At 57.3% G+C, this 24289-nt stretch carries 18 protein-coding genes and 1 pseudogene; 12 read left to right on the top strand and 7 right to left on the bottom strand.

The window, feature by feature from the left end:
- The 3 genes from MPAL_RS01425 (at position 1) to MPAL_RS01415 (ending at position 3402) form a co-directional block, all read left to right on the top strand.
- Complete coding sequence (locus MPAL_RS01425; protein WP_012616982.1) at positions 1–615, top strand: 30S ribosomal protein S7; 615 nt, start codon at positions 1–3, stop codon at positions 613–615.
- Between the two features lie 28 nt (positions 616–643).
- Entirely contained in the window at positions 644–2836 is a 2193-nt protein-coding gene (locus MPAL_RS01420) for an elongation factor EF-2 (protein ID WP_012616981.1), read from the top strand.
- A 110-nt stretch (positions 2837–2946) separates the two neighbouring features.
- Positions 2947–3402 (top strand): fasciclin domain-containing protein, encoded by a 456-nt coding sequence (locus tag MPAL_RS01415; protein WP_012616980.1) that lies wholly within the window; start codon positions 2947–2949, stop codon positions 3400–3402.
- Between the two features lie 22 nt (positions 3403–3424).
- On the opposite strand, the gene MPAL_RS16640 is transcribed toward MPAL_RS01415, so the two are convergent.
- Positions 3425–4009, bottom strand: coding sequence for an RDD family protein (locus MPAL_RS16640; protein ID WP_048145025.1), 585 nt, complete (start codon positions 4007–4009; stop codon positions 3425–3427).
- A gap of 117 nt (positions 4010–4126) precedes the next feature.
- Between MPAL_RS16640 and aspS the strand changes: the two genes are divergently transcribed.
- From aspS to MPAL_RS14085, 4 genes are all read left to right on the top strand, one after another.
- Entirely contained in the window at positions 4127–5419 is a 1293-nt protein-coding gene (gene aspS / locus MPAL_RS01405) for an aspartate--tRNA(Asn) ligase (RefSeq protein ID WP_048145021.1), read from the top strand.
- An 8-nt stretch (positions 5420–5427) separates the two neighbouring features.
- Positions 5428–6324, top strand: coding sequence for a methionine synthase (locus tag MPAL_RS01400; protein WP_012616977.1), 897 nt, complete (start codon positions 5428–5430; stop codon positions 6322–6324).
- 201 nt (positions 6325–6525) lie between these two features.
- Entirely contained in the window at positions 6526–7617 is a 1092-nt protein-coding gene (locus MPAL_RS01390) for a hypothetical protein (protein WP_012616976.1), read from the top strand.
- Between the two features lie 91 nt (positions 7618–7708).
- Complete coding sequence (locus MPAL_RS14085; RefSeq protein ID WP_012616975.1) at positions 7709–10462, top strand: ABC transporter substrate binding protein; 2754 nt, start codon at positions 7709–7711, stop codon at positions 10460–10462.
- 294 nt (positions 10463–10756) lie between these two features.
- Here MPAL_RS14085 and MPAL_RS01375 read toward each other — a convergent pair whose 3' ends face one another.
- Complete coding sequence (locus MPAL_RS01375; RefSeq protein ID WP_012616974.1) at positions 10757–11620, bottom strand: TrmB family transcriptional regulator; 864 nt, start codon at positions 11618–11620, stop codon at positions 10757–10759.
- Positions 11621–11757: 137 nt separating this feature from the next.
- On the opposite strand from MPAL_RS01375, the gene MPAL_RS01370 reads away from it, so the two are divergent.
- From MPAL_RS01370 to MPAL_RS17410, 4 genes and pseudogenes are all read left to right on the top strand, one after another.
- The gene (locus tag MPAL_RS01370; RefSeq protein ID WP_012616973.1) at positions 11758–13209 is read left to right on the top strand and encodes a COG1361 family protein; all 1452 of its coding nucleotides are present in this window, start codon (positions 11758–11760) and stop codon (positions 13207–13209) included.
- Positions 13206–13892 carry an ABC transporter ATP-binding protein gene (locus MPAL_RS01365; protein WP_012616972.1) on the top strand — a complete coding sequence of 229 codons (687 nt, stop codon included), beginning with the start codon at positions 13206–13208 and terminating at the stop codon, positions 13890–13892. Before MPAL_RS01370 ends, MPAL_RS01365 begins: the two co-directional genes overlap by 4 nt.
- Complete coding sequence (locus MPAL_RS01360; protein ID WP_012616971.1) at positions 13889–15181, top strand: ABC transporter permease; 1293 nt, start codon at positions 13889–13891, stop codon at positions 15179–15181. The genes MPAL_RS01365 and MPAL_RS01360 overlap by 4 nt, the downstream gene beginning before the upstream one ends.
- 77 nt (positions 15182–15258) lie before the next feature.
- Positions 15259–15624: pseudogene (locus MPAL_RS17410) on the top strand (PaaI family thioesterase); the annotation flags it as partial.
- A gap of 75 nt (positions 15625–15699) precedes the next feature.
- On the opposite strand, the gene MPAL_RS16770 reads toward MPAL_RS17410, so the two are convergent.
- Entirely contained in the window at positions 15700–16269 is a 570-nt protein-coding gene (locus tag MPAL_RS16770) for an RAD55 family ATPase (protein WP_158303600.1), read from the bottom strand.
- Positions 16270–16576: 307 nt separating this feature from the next.
- On the opposite strand from MPAL_RS16770, the gene MPAL_RS14080 reads away from it, so the two are divergent.
- Positions 16577–18787, top strand: a complete 2211-nt coding sequence (locus MPAL_RS14080; RefSeq protein WP_012616969.1) for a PAS domain S-box protein — start codon at positions 16577–16579, stop codon at positions 18785–18787.
- Between the two features lie 27 nt (positions 18788–18814).
- Here MPAL_RS14080 and MPAL_RS01345 read toward each other — a convergent pair whose 3' ends face one another.
- The 4 genes from MPAL_RS01345 to MPAL_RS01330 are packed head-to-tail and all read right to left on the bottom strand — an operon-like array spanning position 18815 to position 24248.
- A complete protein-coding gene (locus MPAL_RS01345; RefSeq protein ID WP_012616968.1) occupies positions 18815–20353 on the bottom strand; it encodes a class I adenylate-forming enzyme family protein in 1539 nt (512 codons plus the stop codon).
- 57 nt (positions 20354–20410) lie between these two features.
- Positions 20411–20923 (bottom strand): TspO/MBR family protein, encoded by a 513-nt coding sequence (locus MPAL_RS01340; protein WP_012616967.1) that lies wholly within the window; start codon positions 20921–20923, stop codon positions 20411–20413.
- Positions 20924–20962: 39 nt separating this feature from the next.
- The gene (locus MPAL_RS01335; RefSeq protein ID WP_012616966.1) at positions 20963–21796 is read right to left on the bottom strand and encodes a sulfite exporter TauE/SafE family protein; all 834 of its coding nucleotides are present in this window, start codon (positions 21794–21796) and stop codon (positions 20963–20965) included.
- 34 nt (positions 21797–21830) lie between these two features.
- A complete protein-coding gene (locus tag MPAL_RS01330; protein ID WP_048145545.1) occupies positions 21831–24248 on the bottom strand; it encodes a CDC48 family AAA ATPase in 2418 nt (805 codons plus the stop codon).
- Positions 24249–24289: the final 41 nt, after the last annotated feature.

The raw sequence follows: 24289 nt of genomic DNA, 5'->3' as shown, positions 1-24289 counted from the left end.
ATGGAAGAAATCGAGAACGTAACCACAGAGACAGAAACGACCCCCACCCCGAGCAGAAAACTGCTCTTCAATCAGTGGGACCTTGCCGAAGTGCAGATCACCGACCCTTCCCTTGTGCGGTATGTGAACCTGCACTCCATGATTGTGCCCCATTCATGTGGCAAACTTGCAGGGACTGACTTCAACAAGAGCAATATGCTGATCGTCGAGCGGCTGATCAACCGGCTGATGCAGACCGAACAGAACACCGGCAAGAAGCAGCTGGCCATCAGGATCGTCAGGGACGCCTTTGGGATCATCGCCAAGAAGACCAAGAAGAACCCTGCACAGGTGCTCGTCGACGCGGTCGCAAACAGCGGTCCCCGTGAAGAGACGGTCAGGCTGAAGTACGGTGGCATCAACGTGCCCAAGGCAGTCGACACCGCCCCCCAGCGCAGGGTTGACGGCTCGCTGAAGTTCATCACCGAAGCGGTCTACAAGGCATCCCGTAAGACAAAGAAGAGTGTCTCATCTGCACTTGCAGATGAACTGATGTCAGCGGCACGCGGTGACGCGAAGGCCTATTCAGTGGCAAAGAAAGAAGAACGCGAACGGATTGCAAAATCCGCACGATAATTTTAATATCTTTTTTATTGGTGTTTCAATGGCACGCGGCAAAAAGATGGTAGACCGAGTTAGCGAACTGATGAGCCAGCCAAAGTTCATCCGTAACATCGGGATTGTAGCACATATCGACCATGGAAAGACGACCCTCTCCGACAACCTGCTCTCTGGGGCAGGGATGATCAGCGAGGAACTCGCCGGCAGACAGCTCTTCATGGACTCCGACGCGGAGGAACAGGCACGTGGGATCACCATCGATGCCAGCAACGTCTCGATGGTCCACGAGTATGAAGGTCAGGAGTACCTGATCAACATGATCGATACCCCCGGCCACGTGGACTTCGGCGGGGACGTGACCCGTGCGATGCGAGCTGTCGATGGGGCAGTCGTCGTCGTCGACGCGGTCGAGGGGACGATGCCCCAGACCGAGACGGTGCTGCGACAGGCCCTCAAAGAACAGGTCGTACCAGTGCTCTTCATCAACAAAGTCGACCGGCTGATCAACGAGCTGAAGGTCGATGAGATGGAGATGCAGGTCCGTCTCGCCAAGGTGATCGATAAGGTCAACAAGTTGATCAAGGGCATGAACGAGGACATGTACAACAACGGTTGGAAGCTCGACGCGGCAAAAGGGACCGTCGCCTTCGGTTCAGCCCTCTACAACTGGGCAGTCTCTGCTCCGTTCATGCAGAAGAGCGGTGTCTCCTTCAAGGATGTCTACAACAAGTGTCGCGAAGGCGACATGAAGTCACTCGCCAAGAGCTCACCCCTCCATGCAGTGCTGCTCGACATGGTCGTCAAACACCTGCCGGACCCATTCGACGCACAGAAGCGGCGTATCAACGTGATCTGGCACGGGGACAAGGAGTCAGTAGAAGGCAAGTCGATGCTCACTGCCGATCCGAATGGTCCGATCGCCATGATGGTCACCGATATCTCGTTCGATCCGCATGCAGGGGAGGTCGCCACCGGCCGTCTCTTCAGCGGTACCCTCAGACGAGGCACTGAACTGTACATCATCGGCTCTGCCATGAAGGCGAACAGAGTCCAGCAGGTCGGGATCTTTATGGGACCAACCAGGGTCGAGGTCGAGGAACTCCCAGCAGGGAACATCGCTGCAGTGACTGGTCTTAAGGATGCCATCGTCGGTTCGACCGTCACCAACCTGCGTGAGATGGTTCCATTCGAGGCTCTGACGCACTACAGTGAACCAGTCATGACCGTCGCGGTCGAGGCCAAGAACATGAAAGACCTGCCAAAGCTGGTCGAAGTGCTCAGGCAGGTCGCCAAGGAGGATCCAACCCTGGTCATCACGATCAATGAGGAGACCGGCGAGCACCTGATCAGCGGTATGGGCGAGCTCCACCTGGAGATCATCACCGGCCGTATCAAGCGCGACAAGGGTGTCGAGATCGTCACCTCCGAGCCGATCGTCGTCTACCGTGAGACGGCCACCAGGAAGGCCGGCCCTATCGAAGGAAAGTCCCCGAACAGGCACAACCGGTTCTATGTGGAACTCGAACCTCTAGACCAGGTCATTGTGGATCTGATCCGGAACGGCGAGGTCTCGATGAACCAGACCTGGATCGAACGGCGTGATATTCTGGTTGCCAACGGTTGGGAGAAGGACGAGGCCAAGAACATCAAGGACATCTCGACGACCAACATCTTCATCGACATGACAAAGGGTGTCCAGTACCTGAACGAGACGATGGAACTGATTCTCGAAGGTCTGCACGAAGCACTCCAGGGCGGGCCACTGGCAGACGAACCGGTCCAGAATATGAAGATCCGACTGGTCGATGTCAAACTGCACGAGGACGCGATCCACCGTGGTCCGGCCCAGGTGATCCCTGCGGTGCGGAGTGCGGTCAAGGCCGGTATACTCTATGCAGGCGACTCGCTCCTTGAGCCGATCCAGAAGATCTCGATCACCGTCCCAACCGATCAGATGGGGAACGCAACATCACAGATCCAGGGCCGGCGCGGCTCGGTGCTCGACATCACCAGCGAAGGGGATACAATCACCGTCGTCGGCAGAGTTCCGGTCGCCGAACTCTTCGGGTTCTCAGGAGATATCCGCTCAGCCACAGAAGGGCGTGCGATGTGGAACACCGAGTTCGCAGGATTTGAGATCGTTCCGAATAGCCTCGTCAAGGATGTTGTTATCGCTATCCGGAAGCGGAAGGGCCTTAAGGAACAGATGCCCAGACCAGAAGATTATCTGGCATAACCCTTTCACCAAACCCTCACCCTCTTTTTTTCTGCAGAGAACTGCAAAAATTTATATATTAACCACCAGTAGTGAACTCTGTATCATCGTGATATCAGGAAAGGACTACAATGATTAATGATCAGACGATTTTGGAGACCCTACGGCATGACGGAGGGTTTACACTCTTTGTAAAGGCAGCTGAGGACTCAGGGGTGGCCGACATCCTCAATGGAGACGATACCCTGACGATTTTTGCACCCGAGGACGCGGCATTCGTCAAACTACCAGACTCAGCGCTCGACCTGCTGGAGAGCGACCCGGCTCTGGCACGGGAACTGCTCCTCTTCCATATTGGAGAGGGAACGGTGCTCTCGGAGAATGCTGTGGAAACTGCGATCTTCCGGACACTGCAGGGAGGGGAACTGGCCCTTTCGGTGGCAAAAAGTATATTTTACGTGGAACTTACGCCGGTAAAGCGGCCGGACATCGTGGCAGCGAACGGCGTCATCCATGCGATCGGCACGGTTCTGATCCCAGAGACGATCAGAGACCAACTGTTAGAAGAAAAGGGTGGGGCTGCATAAAAAATCGGAGACCCTGCTCTTTTCAGGGGAGACGCCCCTTGAACGTGGTCAGGCAAGGTTGCCGGTAGACCAGAGTTCCAGCCAGGATGTCATGGAGCCCCTCCTTCCGATCGGTGAACCCGATCAAAAGGACGCCGAGGTACAGGATCAGGAACGAGAGCACCCTGGCCCAGTACCTCCCAAAGGCACGGTACCCGGTGATCCTGTTGCCATCCCGATCCGTGACAAAGATCCCAACGGCCCGTTTGCCGGGAGTCGCCTGAGCGGCGGAACTCTCAAAGTAGGTGAAGTAGGCGACCGTGATGATCAGCACCGCAATGTACCAGCCCAGCACGGCCACTACGGCCTCGGCACTCTCCCAGTCTTCAACGAAGAGAACGGCTGGAATCGCCAGCAACCCATAGACGATCAGCAACAGGAACGAATCGATCAGGTACGCCCCAAACCGAAGCCAGAACCCGGCGAACTCCACCAGAGGGGCACCATCATCTCCCACTGACAGCGATCGCTCCACACCGTTTAGCGTATCCGGGACCAGTCTGGCCCCGCAGCTTCTGCAGAACACTGCATCCACTCCGTTCTCTGCCCCACATTCCCTGCAGTACATTGTATCGCAGGAATCTTCGAACGAACGGCAGTTAAACCTATCCTTCTCTATGCAGGTCGACACGACCATTAGCCACAAAGCCAAATACCTATCCCACCCCATTATTATCAGTTTGATATGAGGACTCCAATCAATATGGTAACCCCTGATACAGAGCATGCGAAGATCATCGGGTGGGTCCATGAGGTCAGGGACCTCGGCGGCCTGGCCTTCTTCCTGATCAGGGATCGAACAGGGATCATCCAGGTGACCATCCCAAAGAAGAAAGCATCAGAAGAGGTCCTCGCAGCCATCAAAGGGGTCTCCCGCGAGTCGGTCGTACAGGTGACCGGCCAGGTGAAAGCAATGGAAAAAGCGCCGGGCGGCCGCGAACTCCTGCCATCCTCGTTCGATGTGTTGAGCAGAAGCGACAGCCCGCTGCCCCTCGACGTGGTCGAAAAGGTGCCAGCCGATCTGGACACCAGGCTTGACGTCAGATTCTTAGATGCACGCCGGCCCCGGGTGGCCGCGGTATTTGAGATCCGGTCGGCAGTCCTCCATGCAGTCCAGCAGTTCCTTCATAAGCGGGAGTTCACCCAGATCACCACCCCAAAGATCGTGGCAGCAGCCACCGAGGGAGGGACCGAACTCTTCCCGATCGCCTACTTTGAGAAGGAGGCGTTTCTGAACCAGAGCCCGCAGTTGTACAAACAGATGATGATGGCCGCCGGATTTGAGAAGGTCTATGAGATTGGCCCGATCTTCCGTGCAGAGGAGCACAACACCACCAAGCATCTCAACGAGGCAACTTCGATCGATGTCGAGGTCTCATTTGCCGATCATTACGACATGATGACACTCCTTGAGGAGATGATCATCACCACGTACGAGCATATCTCCCAGACCTGTCAGGACCAGCTCGCCAACCTTGAGATCGAGGAGTTCGAGGTGCCAAAGGGACCGTTCACGAGGTTGCCGTATGCAGAGGCGATCGAGATCGCCGCAAAGAAGATCGATGAACCGATCAAATACGGCGACGATCTCGGCTCTGCTGCAGAGCGGGCGGTTGGAGAAGAGATGGGAGCCCACTACTTCATCACGGACTGGCCGAGTTCAATCCGGCCGTATTATGCGATGCCCTACGAGGACGATCCCTCCATCTGCAAGGCATTCGACCTGATGCATCCGCGGATGGAACTCTCAAGTGGGGCGCAGCGGGTCCACCAGTACGACCTGCTCGTATCACAGATCATCGCCAAAGGACTCTCTCCAGAGAGTTTCGAGTTCTACCTTCGACCGTTCCGATATGGGATGCCTCCGCACGCCGGATTCGGTGTCGGTGCCGAGCGGCTCGTGATGACGATGCTTGGGCTGCAGAATATTCGAGAAGCCGTGCTCTTCCCGCGTGACCGCCACCGGCTGGTCCCCTGAACTGGACTATGCCGTTGACTGATCTGCTGCTACCGACAACAGTCGTCGGGAGTTACCCCGTCGTCAGGGGAAAGGGGCTGCGTGCCCTCCTCGATCCCCTCCGCCCGGCCCTCGAAACAGCCATCAACGACCAGGTGAACGCCGGGGTCGACATCATCTCTGATGGGCAGGTCAGAGGCGAGATGATCCAGATCTTCACCACCCATCTCCCGGGGGTTCGGGGGCAGCAGGTGATCGGGAAGGTGCTGCCTGCGGCCGGATCGATCACGGTGCACGATACCCGGTTCGCGCTGACAAAGACTCGATATGTGAAGGGGATCCTGACCGGACCGTCGACGCTTGCCCATGGGCTGCAGCTGGCGACCCCTCACTACAGGTCCAGGGAGGAACTGGTCCCAGACATCGCAACCGCCCTGGTCGTCGAGGCGATCGCCCTTGAGGAGGCCGGCGTTGCAATGATTCAGATCGACGAACCGATCTTCTCGACCGGTGCCCCCGATCTGGATATCGGGGGGCGAGCGGTGGAGCTGATCGCAGATCAGGTCTCCGTACCGGTAGCGCTCCACACCTGCGGAGATCTCTCACAGGTAATCGACCGGATCCTCTCGATCCGGGTCGACATCCATGACTGTGAGTTCGCGACCTGCCCGGCCAACCTGGACCTCTTCTCAGCCAGGGATCTCGGGAAGAAAAAGATCGGACTCGGGTGCCTGGACTCGTCCTCAGATTCAGTCGAGAGCGTCGACGTGATCGCCCGGCTGATCAGAAATGGCGTCGATCGGTTCGGAGCCAATCGGCTGCTGATCGATCCCGACTGTGGGATGCGGATGCGGATCAGGGAGGCCGCATCTGCCAAACTTGTACATATGGTCGAAGCGACCGGGATTGTCCGGAGCGAACTCTAAAGGTGACAAACCTGCCTCTGAGGCGGGCCCACCTTTTTGGAGATCGATGATAGTTGATCCCCAGTCTTGACCATCAGATAGATTAAGACCAAAAAACCCACAAAATGGGGTGATTCAACCAAATACCTTATCTGGTGATCCCTCAAAAATTAAAGATCTGTGAAGAGTAAAAAGTTTTTTTTGATTCTGACTGTGCTAATTATGGCACTCTGTCAGAGCGTGCTGGCCGACAACACCACGCCAGCCCAGATAGACACGACAACACCCGCGCTTACCACCCAGACCAGTAATCCATCGAATACCACCGCGCAGACCACCGCCCCGGTCACGTCTGTTGTCACTACGCCAGCGACCACGACATCGGTACCGTCGCCAACGGTAACGGTACCAGCAACGACACCAATCGTCACCATGACGACCACCGTCACGCAGGGTTCAAAGGACGCTGACTTCACTTTCAAGATCAATGATGTGATCACCAACGGTAACGAACTCTATGTGGTCTGGGATGTCTCCACTGCTCCGGACGCATACATCCTCTCACGGGTGTATGTCTACCCAGCACAGAACAGTGTGTACAGGATTGTGAACGATCAGAAGGTCACGACCGATAAGAAGACGGTCGAGTCACAGTTCAAGTCCACCAACTACCAGGGATATCGGGACGAACAGGTCTTCGTCGAGAACCCAAAATTCGCACCAGGGGACATCGTCCATGACAATTCCTTCTATATCCAGATCCAGTACATCGAGCGATCTGACTACTACTACAACGAGGTCTACAAAGAGCAGGACGGATGGAGAATCGTCGGTCCCAAGCAGCAACTCGGGATCTCAGCGGTGAATCAGCGCTGCCAGCTGGTCGACCATGCAGCCGCAGGCACGCTGCTGACATCCTTCAACCAGACCCCACAGACCCCACCGATCACGCCGACCGCAGCACCGGCCTCTGAGAAGGCACACCCGACACCTGAAGAGACACAGACCCCGGTCGACGTCTCCGGACAGACCAGTGTGGCTTCGACTGGCACCGGGCAGCAGGCAACAGTCGCAGGTAGTGCCACGGTCAGATCAGCTACCACACAACAGACTGTCAACCAGAAAGGTGTCGGTACCCTGGCCGTCCAGACCGCCTCCTCGCAGGTGGTCTACACCCAGACGACCGCCGACAATGCTGAGAAGCAGTACGACTTCAATGGATCGGTGAAGACAAAGGCAGGCGTTCCCGGATGGACACCGCTCGCAGCCCTCGGGATCCTCGGGATCGCGCTCGTGCTCAGAAAGCGAGAATAATCATTTATATCAACCCCCATTTTATCTAACCTGACCATCCTCAACCCGTTCGGAAGAGTTCTTGAGTGGTCAGATAGATGATAATATACGAATGTGGATCTCCCCCCAGGGCAGGTCACTGCTCTGTTCTCTGCTCTGTGCGCTGGTCTTCTTGACCATGACCCCAGCCGTTGCTGGGGCATATCCTCAAACTCAGTCAGTGCTGATCATTCATTCATACCACCAGGGGTTCGCCTGGACCGACGAAGTGACCACCGGAATCAACGAGGTGCTCACTCCAAACGGAACCCTGGATATGCCGGTCGAGTTCATGGATACCAAACGGTACCATGATGAGGCCTACTTCAGAGCCCTCTTCTCATTCTATCAGGTGAAGTACGCAGGCAAACCACCGGATCTGATCCTCGCCGACGAAGAGGATGCCTATAATTTCCTCCTTCAGCATCATGACGTCCTCTTCCCCGGAGTCCCGGTGGTCTTCATCGGGGTGAACTATGTGCCAGGGACAGCCCAACCACCCCGCCCTGACTTCACTGGTGTGCTTGAGGACTACCAGATCAACCGGACCATCGACCTCGCCCTCCGCCTCCATCCTGGGACCAAAAACCTGGTGATCATCAACGATAACGTCACCTCGGCTGGGGTGGCCAACCAACAGATCCTCAAACCGGTCCTCCCGGCCTATGCAGAGAGGATGAATATCAGGTTCATCAGCAATGTGACCCTGCAGGAACTGGGGGACCAGGTGGCTGCCATCGATAAAGACAGTATCGTTCTCCTCCTCACCTTCAACCAGGACCGGGAGGGAAGGACGGTCTCTTACGATGAGAGCGCCGCAACAATCGCAGCGAACTGCAACGTCCCGGTCTATGGGGTCTGGGACTTTTATCTCGGAAAGGGGATCGTTGGCGGGATGATGACGACCGGTGAGATTCAGGGAAAGATTGCCGGTCAGATGGCGCAGGAGATCCTTGCAGGGAGGAATGTCACCGATATCCCGGTGACGATCGCACGCCCCGACGCCGGGATCTTCGATTATCAGCAACTCCAGCGTTTCAACATCGACCCGATTGATCTCCCTGCTGGGAGTGTGATCATCAATCAGCCATCCAACATGATGGTGTTTCCAAAAATGACCGTGATGGTAACCATCCTTCTCTGTATCGGTCTCTTCGTCATCATCCTTGCTCTCTTCACCACCAACCGTCGTACCCATACCGCTCGCGAACGGCTCAGGATCAGTGAGGAGCGTTTCCGGAGTATCTTCGACCTCCCCCTGATAGGGATCGCCATCATCGCATCGGGGGGCCAGATGTTAATGGCGAACAAGAGACTCTGTTCGATCACCGGGTTCTCCCATGCCGAGGTGATGAAGAGGACCTGGCGTGACCTCTCATTGCAGGAAGACCTTCCTGGGGAGGAGGCGAGGATAGCAGAGATGTACCGGGGAGAGCAGGAGACCTTCTCGGTTGAGAAGCGGCTGATCCGTCAGGACGGCCAGGTGATCGCCATCGAGGAGGCAGTGGCCGTTGTGAAGCATACAGACGGATCAGCCGACTATTTTGTCGTGGTGATCAGCGATATCACCCGACGTAAACAGGTGGAGGAAGAACTGCACCAGCATCAACAGCATCTTGAGGAACAGGTGATGAGGCGGACGGCCGACCTGGAGACGGCGATAGCAAGATTGACCACCGAGGTCCAAGAGCGGAGGCGAACAGAGACTCTTCTTGCAGCCGAGAAGGAACGGCTGGCCATCACCCTCCAGTCCATCGCCGACGGGGTGATCACCACCGACGCTGCAGGGCTGGTCCGGATGATGAATCCAGTGGCAGAGGAACTGACCGGTTGGCGGCAGGAAGAGGCGATGGGTCTGCCGCTCGCCCGGGTCTTCGTCACTGGAGACGAAGTCCCCCGGGACGAAACTGAACCATCCCCATCCATAGCAGTACAGAGTTCCGGTACCCCCTCCCGGCTCTGGGGGAGCCGACTGCTCAGAACTGATGGAACCTGGCACACGATCGCTGCCAGTTCAGCCGAGGTTCCAGGTCATGAAGGAGATCAGGGTGGATCCATCATCGTCTTCCAGGATATCACATCCCTTCGACAGATGGAAGAGGAGTTGCTCAGAAATCAGAAAATCGAATCGCTTGGGGTACTGGCCGGAGGGATCGCCCATGATTTTAACAATATTCTGACGATCATTGTCGGGCATTTGGAACTTGCCGGGATGGACCTCGCTGATGACGATCCTGTCACGCTCCAGCTCAACAAGGCGACCCGGGCACTCTTCCGTGCACGGGGGTTGACTACGCAACTCCTCACCTTCGCCCAGGGCGGTGCGCCGGTCAGAACGGTTTCGTACCTCTCCGATATGATCGAGGAGACAGCCACCTTCGCTCTCAGGGGATCGAAGTCCCGAGCACTCTTCCGACTTTCAGCGTCCCTACCTGCCGTCGACGTGGACCTCGACCAGATCAGCCAGGTGGTCAGCAACCTCGTGATGAACGCTGACCAGGCGATGCCGGCAGGGGGGACGGTGATCATCACCGGGGAGGTAGTGACCCAGGCAAAAGGAACTCTCTCCCTCCCTTCCGGAGAGTACGTGGCAATATCGGTGGAGGATACCGGGATCGGAATTCCCTCTGATTTGATGGGGAAGATATTCGACCCATATTACTCGACTCATTCTGTCGGGCGGGGACTCGGTCTCTCCAGCAGCCTCTCGATCATCAGGAACCATGGTGGAGGGATCGAGGTCCACTCTGTCATCGGAGAGGGGAGCACCTTTACGTTCTACCTCCCGGTGAACGGTTCGAGGTCACCTGGTACCAACACGGTCTGATCCGGCTGTTTTCGCGATCTCCATCATAGATATGAAATTTTTATATAAAAAAGGTTGAACCAGTTCATACCCAGATATGTTCCCGGCAGTAGGGACAGATGCTGATCCCGGGCTGCACTGGATGACCACAGAACGGGCAGCGGTTCGATAGAGGGACGATCCGAGGAGGGGCGAGGGTCTCCACCGGTACCATTCGGCGCCGATTCCGTCGGAAGGTGAGGTACCAGAGGAGAGAACCAGACAAGGGCATAGCAGATGAGAGTCCCCCATCAGGTTAATACCTTGTGGGCCACGTCAGTCAGAGAGCGGGCTCATGGACTCATCCCGATCATCCCCCGTCGATAGCTCCTCCTTCACCATCTGCTGCAACATCTGCCATATCATCATGTTCCTGTTCTTAGCGAGCAGCACAACAGTCCTGTTCTGGGAGTCAAGACCGGTCAGCAGGTCGGTCTCGATCGGCGGCACCGAGAGAGCCTCGGCATCGTCGACGATCAGGTCGAGCTGGTTGGAGAACCTGAACTCGTCAGTCATCTCTGCCAGGTCAGGATCCGTCGTCAGCGGTATCATCAACACCATGGGGGAGGTGACCAGCACCTCCTCGTGGTCCCCGCAAAAGAGTGTGTGGAGTTCCTCCTCGATCTCTGGATCTTCAGAGATCACCACCAGCCAGACCTGGAGACCACGACCTGCGATCTGTTTGAAGAGATCGAGATACCGGTCCGAGATCACCGCAAATACACTCTCCTTCGCCTCTCTGAGCATCTCGTCGATTTTGTAATCCAGATTCTCCTTTCCGTACATCGCCCAGAGTCGGCCGGAGCGTCTCCCCGAGAAGGTCTGTTGCTGAAGGGCCTGCAGTTCGGTCAGGGCCGAAGTTCCGGCCCGGGTGTGGGTATCCATCAGGATCTTAACGGCTATCTCAGGGGATATCGCCTGAAAGACCGCCGGCTTGGCGCTGATCCGGACGGCCAGCCCGAGGTCATCCAGGGAGTCGAGACTTTCGTACACACTCGGCTTGGAGATCCCGAGCAGTTCGATCACCTCTTTCGCCTGCGCCTGGTCGAGGAGGACCAGCGCCGCATAGACCTTTGCCTGGTACTCGGAGAGCCCAAGCACCTTCAGTGCCTTCACCAGCGCCGGGGTGATCGTCATCATACCAGAGACTGTTTGAGTCAAGTAGTAAAATAATTTACTACCGCCACAGACAGATTTATCTCTGATGATGCATAACAGAATGGTAGTAAACTAAATTACTACATACTCGCAGCAGATCGCGAGGACGAGGAGAGATCGTGAAATCAACAGTATACCAGAATACCGGCACCCCTGCAACCGGTCAGGGTGCATCAGGCAAAAAAGCAGTACAGAGTCCGGTCTCTGTACAGAGAAACGGAGCAACCAGGCGATCAGGAAGACGCGAGACAGTACGGCGGTTCGCCACTGTGCTGCTGATCCCCCTAGCCTTCTGTGTCCTGATCATGGCAGCCTCAGCAGCTACTGTGAGCAACACATCGGTATCAACCGGGACGAACAGCAGTTTAGATTCCTCAGGATCCTACACCGGCGTATCTCAGGTGACAACTGCAACCACCACAGCGGCCACGGGATCGTCGACAAGTGCAGGGCTCTCAGTGAAAGAGACCAGCCTCGATCCTGAGGTGTTGATGCCAGGAGACACCGGAACCCTGACTGTTACAGTCAGCAACGGTGGGAACACCGCTGTCACGTACAACCATGCCACCCTCGCCGGCTCTTCAGTGACGAACATGGACACCACCCAGTATTCTTCAGGCGGGACCATCAACGCGGGTTCAACAATGGTCTTCACCTTCCCTATCCAGGCAGGGTCAAAGGACGGAACCCAGTACCCCGAGTTCTCCCTTGACCTGGATTCCGGCTCCCTTCGGTATCCAATCGCCGTGAAGGTGGCCAGCACTGATCTCGCAGTCTCGGTGGCCTCCCAGCCTGACGCCTATGTGCAGGGATTCAAGGACAGTCTGGTCCTTGCGATCGGGAACCCCCGGCAGAACAGTGTATCAGGAGTGCAGATCATTCCATCAGGAGACGGTACCACCATCACCCCGGGATCGACCTTCATCGGAGCCATCTCTTCAAACACCGAGGTCACCAAGACCTTCAGTGTGACACCTACACGTGAAGGAAACATCACATTCCAGGTCAAATACCTGAACGGGCTGAATGCCCACACCACATCCCTGACCATTCCAATCACCTTCTCTGAGGACAAGACCCAGGCAGATCTCCTGATCTCCGACACTGTGGTCACCCAGTCATCCGGAACTACTCATATCACTGGGAATGTCAACAATGCAGGGCTCAAAGATGCCAACGGCGTCGTGGTGACGACTGGAGGGAGTGTAACCCCTGTCGACCCCTACAAACAGGCAGTGATCGGATCGCTCGCAGCGAATGACTTCTCCAGCTTTGAAGTGACCTTCACCGACAGAACGAACAGCGCCTCCGTCCCCCTCGTGATCACCTATAAGGACGCCAACGGAAACTCCCTCACCCAGACGATAAACGTGGATATCAAATCATCCACCTCCAACATGACCGCCGGTAGTGGCAGGGAATCAGCAGGTGGCGCACCATCCGGGGCCATGGGCGCCCCCGGGCAGCGTGGCGGGATCGTCGGAACCCTCGAGGGACTCGCCCTTCCGATTGTTGCGATCTTAGTGGTCATCGGAGGTGCAGCCCTGTACATCCGGAGAAGAAGGCAATGAGTGAGGCAATGGCTGAGACCCCGCTGATCACATTCAGCGAGGTCAGCAAGGTGTACAAGCTCCCTGCCGGAGATGTGATCGCCCTCGATCACATCTCCCTTAAGATCATGAAGGGAGAGTTCGTCGCGATCATGGGTCCCTCGGGATCAGGAAAGTCGACGACGATGAACATGATCGGGTGCCTCGACACCCCTACATCGGGTGATCTGATGATCAATGGGATCAACACCAAGGAGATGAGCGATCGTGCACTGACGAGCCTCAGGCGGGATACGATCGGGTTCATCTTCCAGCAGTTCAACCTGATCCCCTCGCTGACGATCCTGGAGAATGTCGAGTTCCCCCTGCTGATGAAGTACGGGGGAAACATTCCACAAGGACGAGCAGAACAGGCACTGGCTACAGCAGGACTCGATCCGAAGCTGTACACCCATACCCCGGCAGAACTCTCCGGCGGGCAGCAGCAGCGGGCGGCGATCGCTCGCTCCCTCGTTAATGACCCGGTCCTCCTTCTCTGCGACGAGCCGACCGGGAATCTGGACAGAAAGACAGGAATGGGGATCATGAAGCAGTTGGCAGATATGAACAGCGAAGGGACGACCGTCATCATGGTCACCCATGACCCCACCACTGCCGAGTATGCAGACCGGACGATCATGATCGAGGATGGTCGGATCGTATGATCTTCGTCGACCTGGCGATCAGAAACCTCAGACTTCACCCGCTCCGGTCCACACTGGCCGTCCTCGGGATTGTGATCGGGGTCGCTGCCATCGCAGCGATGGGGATCCTCGGGAACAGCATGGTCCTCTCAGTCACAGACAGCATCACCGCCTCGGGGAACACGATCATCGTCTCGCCGGTCAGTGAGACCAGCCACACCATCGGCAGTTCCACGTCAAGCAGTAGCGGTGGTGGAACCCGGTCGGGCGCTGGCGGCGGAATCTTTGGCGGCGGAGGCGGCGGAGAGCCCCCGAGCGGCGGAGGTGGTGGCAGCAGTAGCAGTTCAAGCACCACGCCGAGGTTCACCGAGTCTCAGGCCCAGGAGATAGCGAGGATCATCAGCACGAACGGGTCAGTCATCAATGTCGCCTCAACCAGTGACACGGTCTCCCTCGGCAAGAAGAACGCGACGACGCGGATTTACGGTCTGAAACCGGCTGATGCTGAATCCCTCCTTGGTAGCGACATGGAATCAGGGACGATGCTCAAGTCCGGCGGTTCAGGATGCATCATCGGCACGACCCTCGCGACCCGGTACAACCTGACGATCGGATCACGGATCAGCGTTGGGAGCGGCGGGACACTCAGAGTTCTCGGAATCATCGGATCCCGGGGGATGAGTATGGACGTCTCCACCGACAATGCCGTCGTTGTCACTGACACCTGGTTCTTCCAGACCTACAGCGACAGGAGCAACCTCTACGACCAGGTGATCGTCAAGGCCAAAGACATCAACGACGTCGATACGCTCGCATCAGAACTCACCACATCGATGAATCACAAGGAACGGGTCATCGAAGTCCAGGAGACTAAGACGAGTCTGGCCCGGATCTACGATTCATTCTCGACAGTCACGACGTTTGTCAGTGCGATAGGCGGGATCTCCCTCATTGTCGCAGGGGTCTCGATCCTGAACATCATGATGATGTCGGTGAACGAACGGATCCGGGAGATCGGGATCATGCGATCCTTAGGCAGCCAGCAGCCGGAAGTGCTGATGATGTTCATGTACGAGGCGCTCTTCCTGGGGATCATCGGCAGTGCGATCGGCGGAGCGCTCAGTCTGGGAGCCGGGTATATAGTTTGTACCATGTTCCTCAAGACCGGAGCCTATGCTCTAGCCCCATCCAGCCTGATACAGGTGGTATACGGGATCGGTTTCGGGATCCTGATCAGTTTGATCTGCGGCATCTACCCGGCATGGACGGCTTCCAAGATGAATCCGATCGACGCACTCCGCCACGAGTGACGACCGGACCCAAGCCAAAAGCAGGCAGGAGAGAAGAAGGCATAACCCCTCTCATCTCCAACTTTTTTTGAGATGTGATGCACCATATGGAAAAGAGAGAAGAACTGATTGCGTTCTTCAACGCTGCACCGTTCGCCGTGTTGAACGGGATCGTGATCACCGAGGTCAGAGAGGATCTGAGTGCTGTGGTCACGATGAAGATAGATGACAAGTTGAACGCCCACGGGAGCGTGCATGGCGGTGCGATCTTTTCAGTGGCAGATCATGCGTTTGGGGTCGCCTCCAACCTTGATGGAAGACCAAAGGTCGGTGTCACCTCGCAGATAACCTATCTATCCCCTGCCACAGCCACCGGCGGCCCATTGGTTGCAACTGCCACCAGAGCTGGGGAGGCTGGAACGACGGTCGCGTACCGGGTCACGGTCTCCCAGAAGGGTCGGCAGATCGCACTTTTTTACGGGAACGCTTTCTGCTTAAACAGGGGCAATAAACTGCCAGAGACTGGGGGTGTACTGACCCTAGACAATGAAGATCGAAGTCGAGAGCTCGACGCCATGCTCGGTGACAAAGTAAGGGAAGACCCGGAGCGGCACCGGCATCCCCACCACCTTATGGATGATCAGCAGGTGGCTGACTTCATTCATCACGACCTCCTGTTGCATCTCAAAGAAGAGGTCCACAGCTCGCAACAGCCTGACCTCCTCAAGTTGAGTGTGCAGCCCGGGGTAGGTCAGCACGATCAGATTTCCCCCCGTCCGCCGGATCTGCTCCTTCATCGACCGGAGAAATGCCAGGGTGATATCAATCCCATGCTCCAACAAGATCGTCGAGAGGGAGTCGACGATGATCACCTCCCCCCGCCCGTATTCTTCGGTGCGTTCAGGTGAAAATTCGGAGAGCATTCCGGATTCAACCTCCCCATCCAGCATCAGATAGGTACCGAAATCTGCGGCAGCGTTCCAGAACTGCCTGGCCAGCAGATCGCTGCCTGATAGGGGGTTACCCTGGATCAGCACGATGGTTCCGCACGGAAGGCCGCCTTCGAGCACCTGGTCCAGTCCACTAATCCCTGTGCTCCGTTTCTCCATGATCATTCCCTGTAAAGACTCTGTCAGTCCATGGTTATAGAAAATGTCCCTCTGGACAGGTTCTATCGGTCCACTCTCCCACAATGTACAGATCATTCAGACACTCGAAGAATCTATAGGATTCCTCCCAGGTCAGGTTCCCCTGTACGAGGGAACCAGACATCTATCGAATATTAGGTTCTCAACTTTATATATCGAGCCGGCGTCTCACTCATCATCGAAGGGACCATAACGGTGTTGGGGATGGTTTATATACCACAATTACATTAATGAGGTAAAAAGGAGACGCTGAGGAGCGAACCTACCGATGATCACGGTACTGCTGTTGGATGATGATCATGACTTTTTTGCATCAATCAGGCAGCACCTTGCCAGGGTCTGCGACATCACCGTTCATTTCGTCACCTCGACAGGTGAGGCTCTCAGAGTCATTCACCAGAAAGTTCCTGACGTGATCGTAGCCAGGTACTGGAAGACCAGCCAGGAAGGACCGGCGCTGATCAGAGAACTATGGAAGAAGTATCCCGCCATCCCAGTGGTCATCATCACCGACGGATCAGAGAACGAGGAGAATATCATTGCTCAGCACCCTCTGATTGCTCTATGCCTGGAGAGACCAATAAAGCCCAACGCCCGATTTCTTCTGGAACTCGCAGAGACGATCAGGATCGCTGTGATGAGATGCACGGAGCATCAGGAGCCTGGATATGAGCAGAACCTGCTGGCGCAGATCATGGAGACCAGTACAGCAGGGATTCTAGTGGTGGACCAGAATGGGATCGTCACCTTTGAAAACCGGGCTGCAAAGGAGATCCTGGGATCCGAATCCACCGGTGCCGGCCAGGGAGCCGGATCCCTCGCTGGGTTCCCGTTCGCTGAGGTGATCGCTTCCGGCTCCCCCATCAGGGATCAGCATTACACTATCGGCGAAGGTGAGCAGGAGCGGGTGTTCAGAATCAATGGTGCCCCATTGCAGACAGGTCCTGAGGGAAGACAGCAGATGGTCATGGTGGTCGAAGATGTAACCGAAACGGTGCAGCTCGAGGAGGCGCTGATCAGAAGCGAAGACAGGTACCGCCTGATCGCCGATAATATGGAAGACCTGGTCTGGATGATGAGGCCGGACCACTCGAACCTCTTCATCAGCCCGTCGATGGAACGGGCGCTTGGGTACTCATTCGAGGAACTGCAGGCGGTCCCGCTCAGGGAGCACCTGACCTGGGAGTCTCAGATACTGATTGACAGGGCAGTTTTCGAGAAACCAGAAGAGAGGGGGGCTGCCTCCAGAACCTTCGACCTCGAATTCCAGCGAAAGGACGACACCACAATCCGGGCAGAGGTACAACTGACCGTGATCCGGGACGAAGAAGGGCATCCAAGCGGGATCCTCGGAGTCGGCCGCGACGTGACCGCCCGGAGAAGGGCGGAACTGGCACTCAGGGAGAGTGAAGAACGTTTCCGGCTGCTCGCTGAGAACTCATCTGACATGATCGCACGGCATGCGCTGGACGGTACCTTCTGGTATGTCTCACCGGCCTGTACGACCCTGCTCGGGTACATCCCCGAACAGATGATTGGCAGGTCTTCCTTAGCATTCATCCATCCCGACGATATCAGCATCGTGCAACAGGCCTATCTCGACATTCTTTCGGTACCGGATGTCCTCCGGATCAGTTATCGGTATAGAAGGATCGATGGAACCTACATCTGGTTCGAGACCACCTGCAGGGCGATCAGGGACCCCGTCTCCGATGCCCCCATCGAAATCTATACCTCGTCACGGGATGTCACAGATCGGAAGAGGTTGGAGGAGGCTATCACGGGACAGACCGAGGAACTGAAGCAATATTCGGCAGCGCTCGCACAGGCCAACCAGAAGCTGAATCTATTGAACAGCGTGACCAGACACGACATCCAGAACCAGTTGACCGTGATCTCAGGTTACTTTGAGATAATGCAGACAGAGATCACCGATCCAGTGCTGCTTGGCTACCTTCACAGGCAGCAGCACGCGGCAGAACTGATCAATCATCAGATCGAGTTCACCAAGGCCTATCAGAACCTGGGAGCGGAGGCCCCGACATGGCGGAATGCAACAGAGGTGCTCTCAGCAGCGATCGTATCCCTTGACCTGGAGGGGATAGATGCATACGTCGACCTCCAAGGGCTTGAGATCTTCGCAGACCCAATGCTTGAGAAGGTCTTCTATAATCTGCTCGAAAACGGAATCCGGCATGGTGAAACGATCACCAGTATCAGATTCTGGTATGAGGAGGTCGGAGAAGAGGTCGTTCTGGTATATCTGGACGATGGAGTCGGGATCCCCCTGACTCAAAAGGAGCAGATATTCAAGCGGGGGTTTGGAAGCAATACAGGTCTTGGCCTCTTTTTGATCAGGGAGATCCTCTCAATCACCAGGATCCATATCAGGGAGACCGGGAAGGAGGGAGAAGGTGCCCGGTTCGAGATCACCATCCCTGCAGGGGGGTACCGGATAAAAAAGGAGAACCAAAGATAGATGCCGAATTCTCATGGGCGACGACGATCAGAGTTTAGAGCCGTACTCCTCGCGGAGCGTCCGTCGGAGAAGTTTCCAGCCGTTCACCCGCGGAAGTGACTCGACGATGATCAGACCGCGGGGGATCTTATAACCGGCGAGGTGGGACCTGCAGAAGGTGGAGATTTCATCATAGGTTGGGGGTTCATCCCCTGCAGGGACCACCACCGCGACCGGGATCTCCCCCCGCCGCTCGTCTGGCGAGCCAAAAACCGCCACATCCCGGATCTTGGGATGCTGGACCAGCACATTCTCCACCTCAGTTGGGTAGACCTTCCACCCTGACATGATGATCATGTCCTTCTTGCGGTCGGTGATGAAGAGGACTCCTTCGGTGTCCAGGTAACCGATATCCCCGCTCAGAAACCAGCCTCCCGGACGAAAGACTGCGGCCGTCGCCTCAGGCATCTGCCAGTAGCCCTGTGCCACCGACGGCCCGCGGAGCGCGATCTCACCTGGCGTGTCAGGCGGGAGATCCTCATCCGGATCCTCAGGGGAGACGATATTCACCTCGGTGTACCCAACCGGTACCCCGACCGACCGGTACTCCCGGGTCAGGAACGAGTAGTTCGGAAGGGTCGTCGTCCCTGAACCGATCACGATCGTCTCCGAGAGGCCGTAGGAGTTGGCAATCGGGATATGAAACCGGCGATCGAAAGCCTCCCAGACCGAGGGGAGGAGCGAACCGCCGCCGCTGATGATAACCTTCACCGACGAGAGAGCCGCCTCTATCCCTGCTGGACTGTGGACCAGGGAATGGATCACCGGCGGCATTCCGGCCAGCACCGTCACCTGGTAGCGTTCGATCAGAGCCAGGTATTGATCGAGGTGGAACCGTTCCATGATTACAAAGGTGCCGCCGGCCCGCAGCGCCGCCAGCCCCCAGGAGATGCCGACATGTCCCATCGGATAGATCCCGAGGTAGATATCGTCAGGAGTCATTCCCAGGGCCTCACGTTCGGCGTCCAGGGCCGACATCCAGTTACCATGGGTCAGCATCGCCCCTTTGGGCAGACCTGTCGTCCCCGAGGTGTACTGCAACTGACAGAGATGATCGAACGAGCAGTCCACGGCCCGCATCGCTGCCGGGTAGCTGGCGAACTGCTGCCAGGGGACCGTCCCGGAAATCCCCTCTTCGGTGCAGATCACCTGTTGCAAGCAACCGGCCCTGTCCCGGACCGAGGAGACGACAGCAGCTCCTTCCGAGTCGGTGATGACAGCCACCGCTCCAGCGTTGGTGATCGCATGGAGCAGTTCCTCACCTCGGTAAACCCTGTTGGTCGGGACCGCAACCGCCCCGATTCGCCAGATCGCAAAGTAACTGAAGAGGTACTCGGGGGATGATTCAAGATAGATACAGACCCGGTCCCCCCGTCGGATCCCAACGGCAAGGAGGCCCTGGGCGAGTCGGTTCATCTGCCCCCGGACATCACCATAGGTGTATGAGGTGCCCCGGGACGGGCAGTGGATCGCTACCTTCGCCTCAGGCACACTGGCGGCATCGAAGAGCGTGGTAACATTTGGCATACATCAGATCCAAGAACCACCAATGTGGTTCGTTAGTGTATATTTATGTCCAGAACTCTATTTAGTCATGATCATAAACGGGACGTTCAACTGCAGGATGCCGAAGTTCAGGACGGCTGCAAAGGTGACCCAGGCGATGTACGGGACGAGCAGCATCCCTGCGGTTGGGGAGATCCTATGGAATCGCCAGATGGTCACGACGATCAGAACCCAGAGCAGCACGATCGCAATGAAACCGCCGATGATAGATCGAAACCCAAAGAAGATCACCGACCAGAGAAGGTTGAGAAACAGTTGAAGGCCATAGACCTTCAGGGCGCCATCAACACGGGGGTCTATCTCCCGCTTCTGATAGATCAGAAACGAGGCAGCCCCCATCAGGAAGTACAGCACCGTCCAGGCCGGCGCAAAGAGCCAGTTCGGCGGAGCGAACCAGGGTTTGGTAAGCGTGGCGAACCAGATCGGGATCGCCGGAGTGGTGAAGAATGCTCCAATTGCACCCACCAGCAGCGGGAGGAGGACGAACCCTGCCAGAGTCAATAGGGTCTTCAATCGGGATGAAATCTGCATAATCCCATCATATCACCTGCTGATATCTATGGATTCCCATCAGAGCGGAAGACCGAGCCAGGAGAAGAGACCGAGCATCTTCAGTCCAAAGAAGCACATCACGAAGACAAGCGCACCCCGGAGTTGGAGACCCGAAACCCGGTGGGCCAACCAGGCCCCGACCTGGGCCATCGGAATCGTCGCAACTGCCAGGATCAATGCGTTGATCAGATTCACGTACCCGAGCGAGTAGGGGGGGAGGCCGGCTACCCCAATGCCGTTGATGATGTATGAGATGAGACCGCCCGCAGCGGTGAAGAGGATGATCGGGGTCGAGGTACCGATGGCATGATGGATCGGGAACCTTAAGAACACGACCATCACCGGGACCATCAGGATCCCGCCGCCTATCCCGAGCAGCCCCGATATGAATCCGACCGGGATCCCCCAGAGCAGATAGGTGCGCCGGCTGTTGACCACTGAGGCTATTTCGCAGGAGGGAAGATCGGCGAAGTACATTCTGAACGCACCAAGGATCAGCACTACCGCAAAGATCACCTCCAGCGGCCGAGCTGGGAGGTGAGTGGCGAGCAGAGCCCCGAGGTACGAGACCACAGCAGCCGTGACACCCATCCAGACGACAGCGTCCCAGTGGATACACCTTCGGCAGTGGTGAGCATAGGTACCGCTGACAGCGGTCGGGAGGATCACTGCCAGGCTAGTTGCAAATGAGATCCTGATGGCGAGATCAGCAGAGAGGCCGGACGCGGTCAGCAGCCAGTACTGAATCGGGACCAGAATGAACCCGCCGCCGACCCCAAAGAGGCCAGAGGCCGTCCCGACCAGCAGGCCGGTCAGCAGCAGGGCGGCGAGAAAGAAGAACGTCAGTTCCATAGGATCATCTGAAAAAGAAGAAGGTGTTCCGGGTCTACTGATACTCGGGAGGCTGGACTTCCTGCGGGAGACCGCCCTTGAAGAACTGCTGGATCTTCTGATAATAGTCCCGGACCCGCTGGTTCATCGTTGCATGCACCTTCGCCGCCGCTGCAGTGAAGTGACGGGGGGCCAGGGTGGTGGCCCCTTCCCGAAGGGCGAACATCCCTGCCTCCCTGCAGAGGGCCTCAAGGTCGGAACCGACAAAACCCTCGGTCTGTGCTGAAAGGGTGGCCATCAACTCATCCCGGGCAGGATCCTGCAGAACCAGCCGGCGGGAGACCAGATGCTCTACCAGCCGCCGACGGAGATCAATTGAGGAGATCTTCTCTTTACTCTCCCGCGGGATGCCAGCGAAGACGGCCTTCGCCTCCTCAAGGGTGAAGGTTCTTCCCTTACCGAGGCGGTTCACAGCAGCCTCCATCTCCTGCTCACCGATACCTTCGATGTCGGCCACCAGATCCTCCATCGGGGATCCCTCGATCGGCATCAGCCGGGTGTGGATCCGAAGGATCATCTTCCGGTCATCAGGCCCGGGTTCTCCGATATAGACGAGCCGGTCGAAACGGCCGGGCCGGAGGAGGGCTGGGTCGACAATGTCGGGCCGGTTCGTGGCCCCCATTACGGCCACGTCCTTGAGCTCCTGCAGACCGTCCATCTCGGTCAGGATCTGGTTCAGAACGCTCTCGATCACATGCGAGTCGGACCCGCCTCCCCTGGTCGGGGCGAGCGCGTCCATCTCGTCGAAGAAGATCAACGACGGGGCGACCTGCCGGGCCTTCTTGAAGATCTCTCGAACAGCCCGCTCGCTCTCGCCGACCCACTTGGAGAGGAGCTGCGGACCCCGGACCGGAATGAAGTTGGCTCCGCTCTCATGGGCTGCGGCCTTCGCGATCAGCGTCTTGCCGGTGCCGGGCGGGCCGTACAACAGCACACCCTTCGGTGGCTCGATCCCGAGCACCTCGAACCGGGTGCGGTCGGTCAGCGGGTACTCGACGGCCTCCCGAACCTCCTGCTTGGCTGCTTCGAGACCACCGACGTCAGCCCAGGTCACATGCGAGACCTCGAGCATCACCTCCCGCATGGCACTCGGGCCGACGTCCCGATGGGCCGCCCGGAAGTCCCGGCTCTGGACCTCGAGCCGGTCGAGTATGTCCTCAGGGATCTCGTCGACCTCCAGGTCGATATCCGGCAGGTATCGCCGGAGTGCCCGTATTGCGGCCTCACGGGCCAGAGCGGCCAGGTCGGCACCGACGAACCCGAAGGTCTGCTGGGCCAGGTCGTCGACGTTCACGTCAGGGGCGAGCGGCATCCCCCGGGTATGGATCTTCATGATCTCGGCCCGGTCACCCTCGCCGGGCACCCCAATCTCGATCTCCCGATCGAACCGGCCGGGACGGCGGAGTGCGGGATCGATCGCATCGACCCGGTTTGTGGCTCCGATCACCACGACCTCGCCCCGCTCCTCAAGCCCGTCCATCATCGTCAGCAACTGGGCCACGACCCGCCGCTCCACCTCGCCGGTCACGTCCTCGCGCCGTGGTGCGATCGAGTCGAGTTCGTCGATGAAGATGATCGCCGGAGCGTTCTCGCGGGCCTCCTCAAAGACCTCGCGAAGCCGCTGTTCGCTCTCACCGTAGTACTTGGAGATCACCTCAGGCCCGGCGATCGCGATGAAATGGGCACCGCTCTCGCTGGCCACCGCCTTTGCGATCAGTGTCTTGCCGGTGCCGGGCGGGCCGTACAGCAGCACACCCTTCGGCGGCTCGATCCCGAGTTTCCGGAAGAGTTCCGGGTGGCGCATCGGCAGCTCGATCGTCTCACGAACCCGCTGCAGCTCGTAACTGAGCCCGCCGATGTCCTCGTATGAGATTCGCTTCAACCCTTCAAACCCGACGGCCGGTTTCTCGCTGAATTCGATCTCGGTATTCCGGGTGATGATCACCGCCTCCTCGGGCTCGACGACGACCGCCTTGAAAGCGATGATCTGCGGCTGCATGAACGGGAACCCCTGCCTGATCGGGACCGAGTCGTTCATCATCATCGGAAAGTCGATCAGACCGTTGATCGCATGATCGTAGTTGATCGGAATATTATGTGGAAGATCCTCAGGCGGGGCCAGCACGACCCGTTTCGCCTCGATCTCATCGGTGATAGAGGTGATCCTGACCCGATCCCCTATACTCACACCGGCATTGGCACGGGTCAGGTTGTCGATCCTGATCTTCCCCTGGTTCCAGTCAGTGACCAGGGCACGCCAGACCTTGGCGACGGTCCTGCGCCTCCCCTCGATCATCACGATATCACCTGGTGAGACACGAAGCTGGAGCATCGTCTCAGGGTCCAGACGTGCCTTTCCGCCTCCCTGGTCCTCGGGATAGGCACTGTCCACCTTCAGATATATTTCCGGCATCACCTTAACCATCATATATGGTTGGATTTATAAGTACTGTT

Source organism: Methanosphaerula palustris E1-9c, from assembly GCF_000021965.1.
Lineage (GTDB): Archaea > Halobacteriota > Methanomicrobia > Methanomicrobiales > Methanospirillaceae > Methanosphaerula > Methanosphaerula palustris.
Note: the sequence above shows the minus strand (reverse complement) of the source record. Positions and strands in the feature narration are given on the sequence as shown.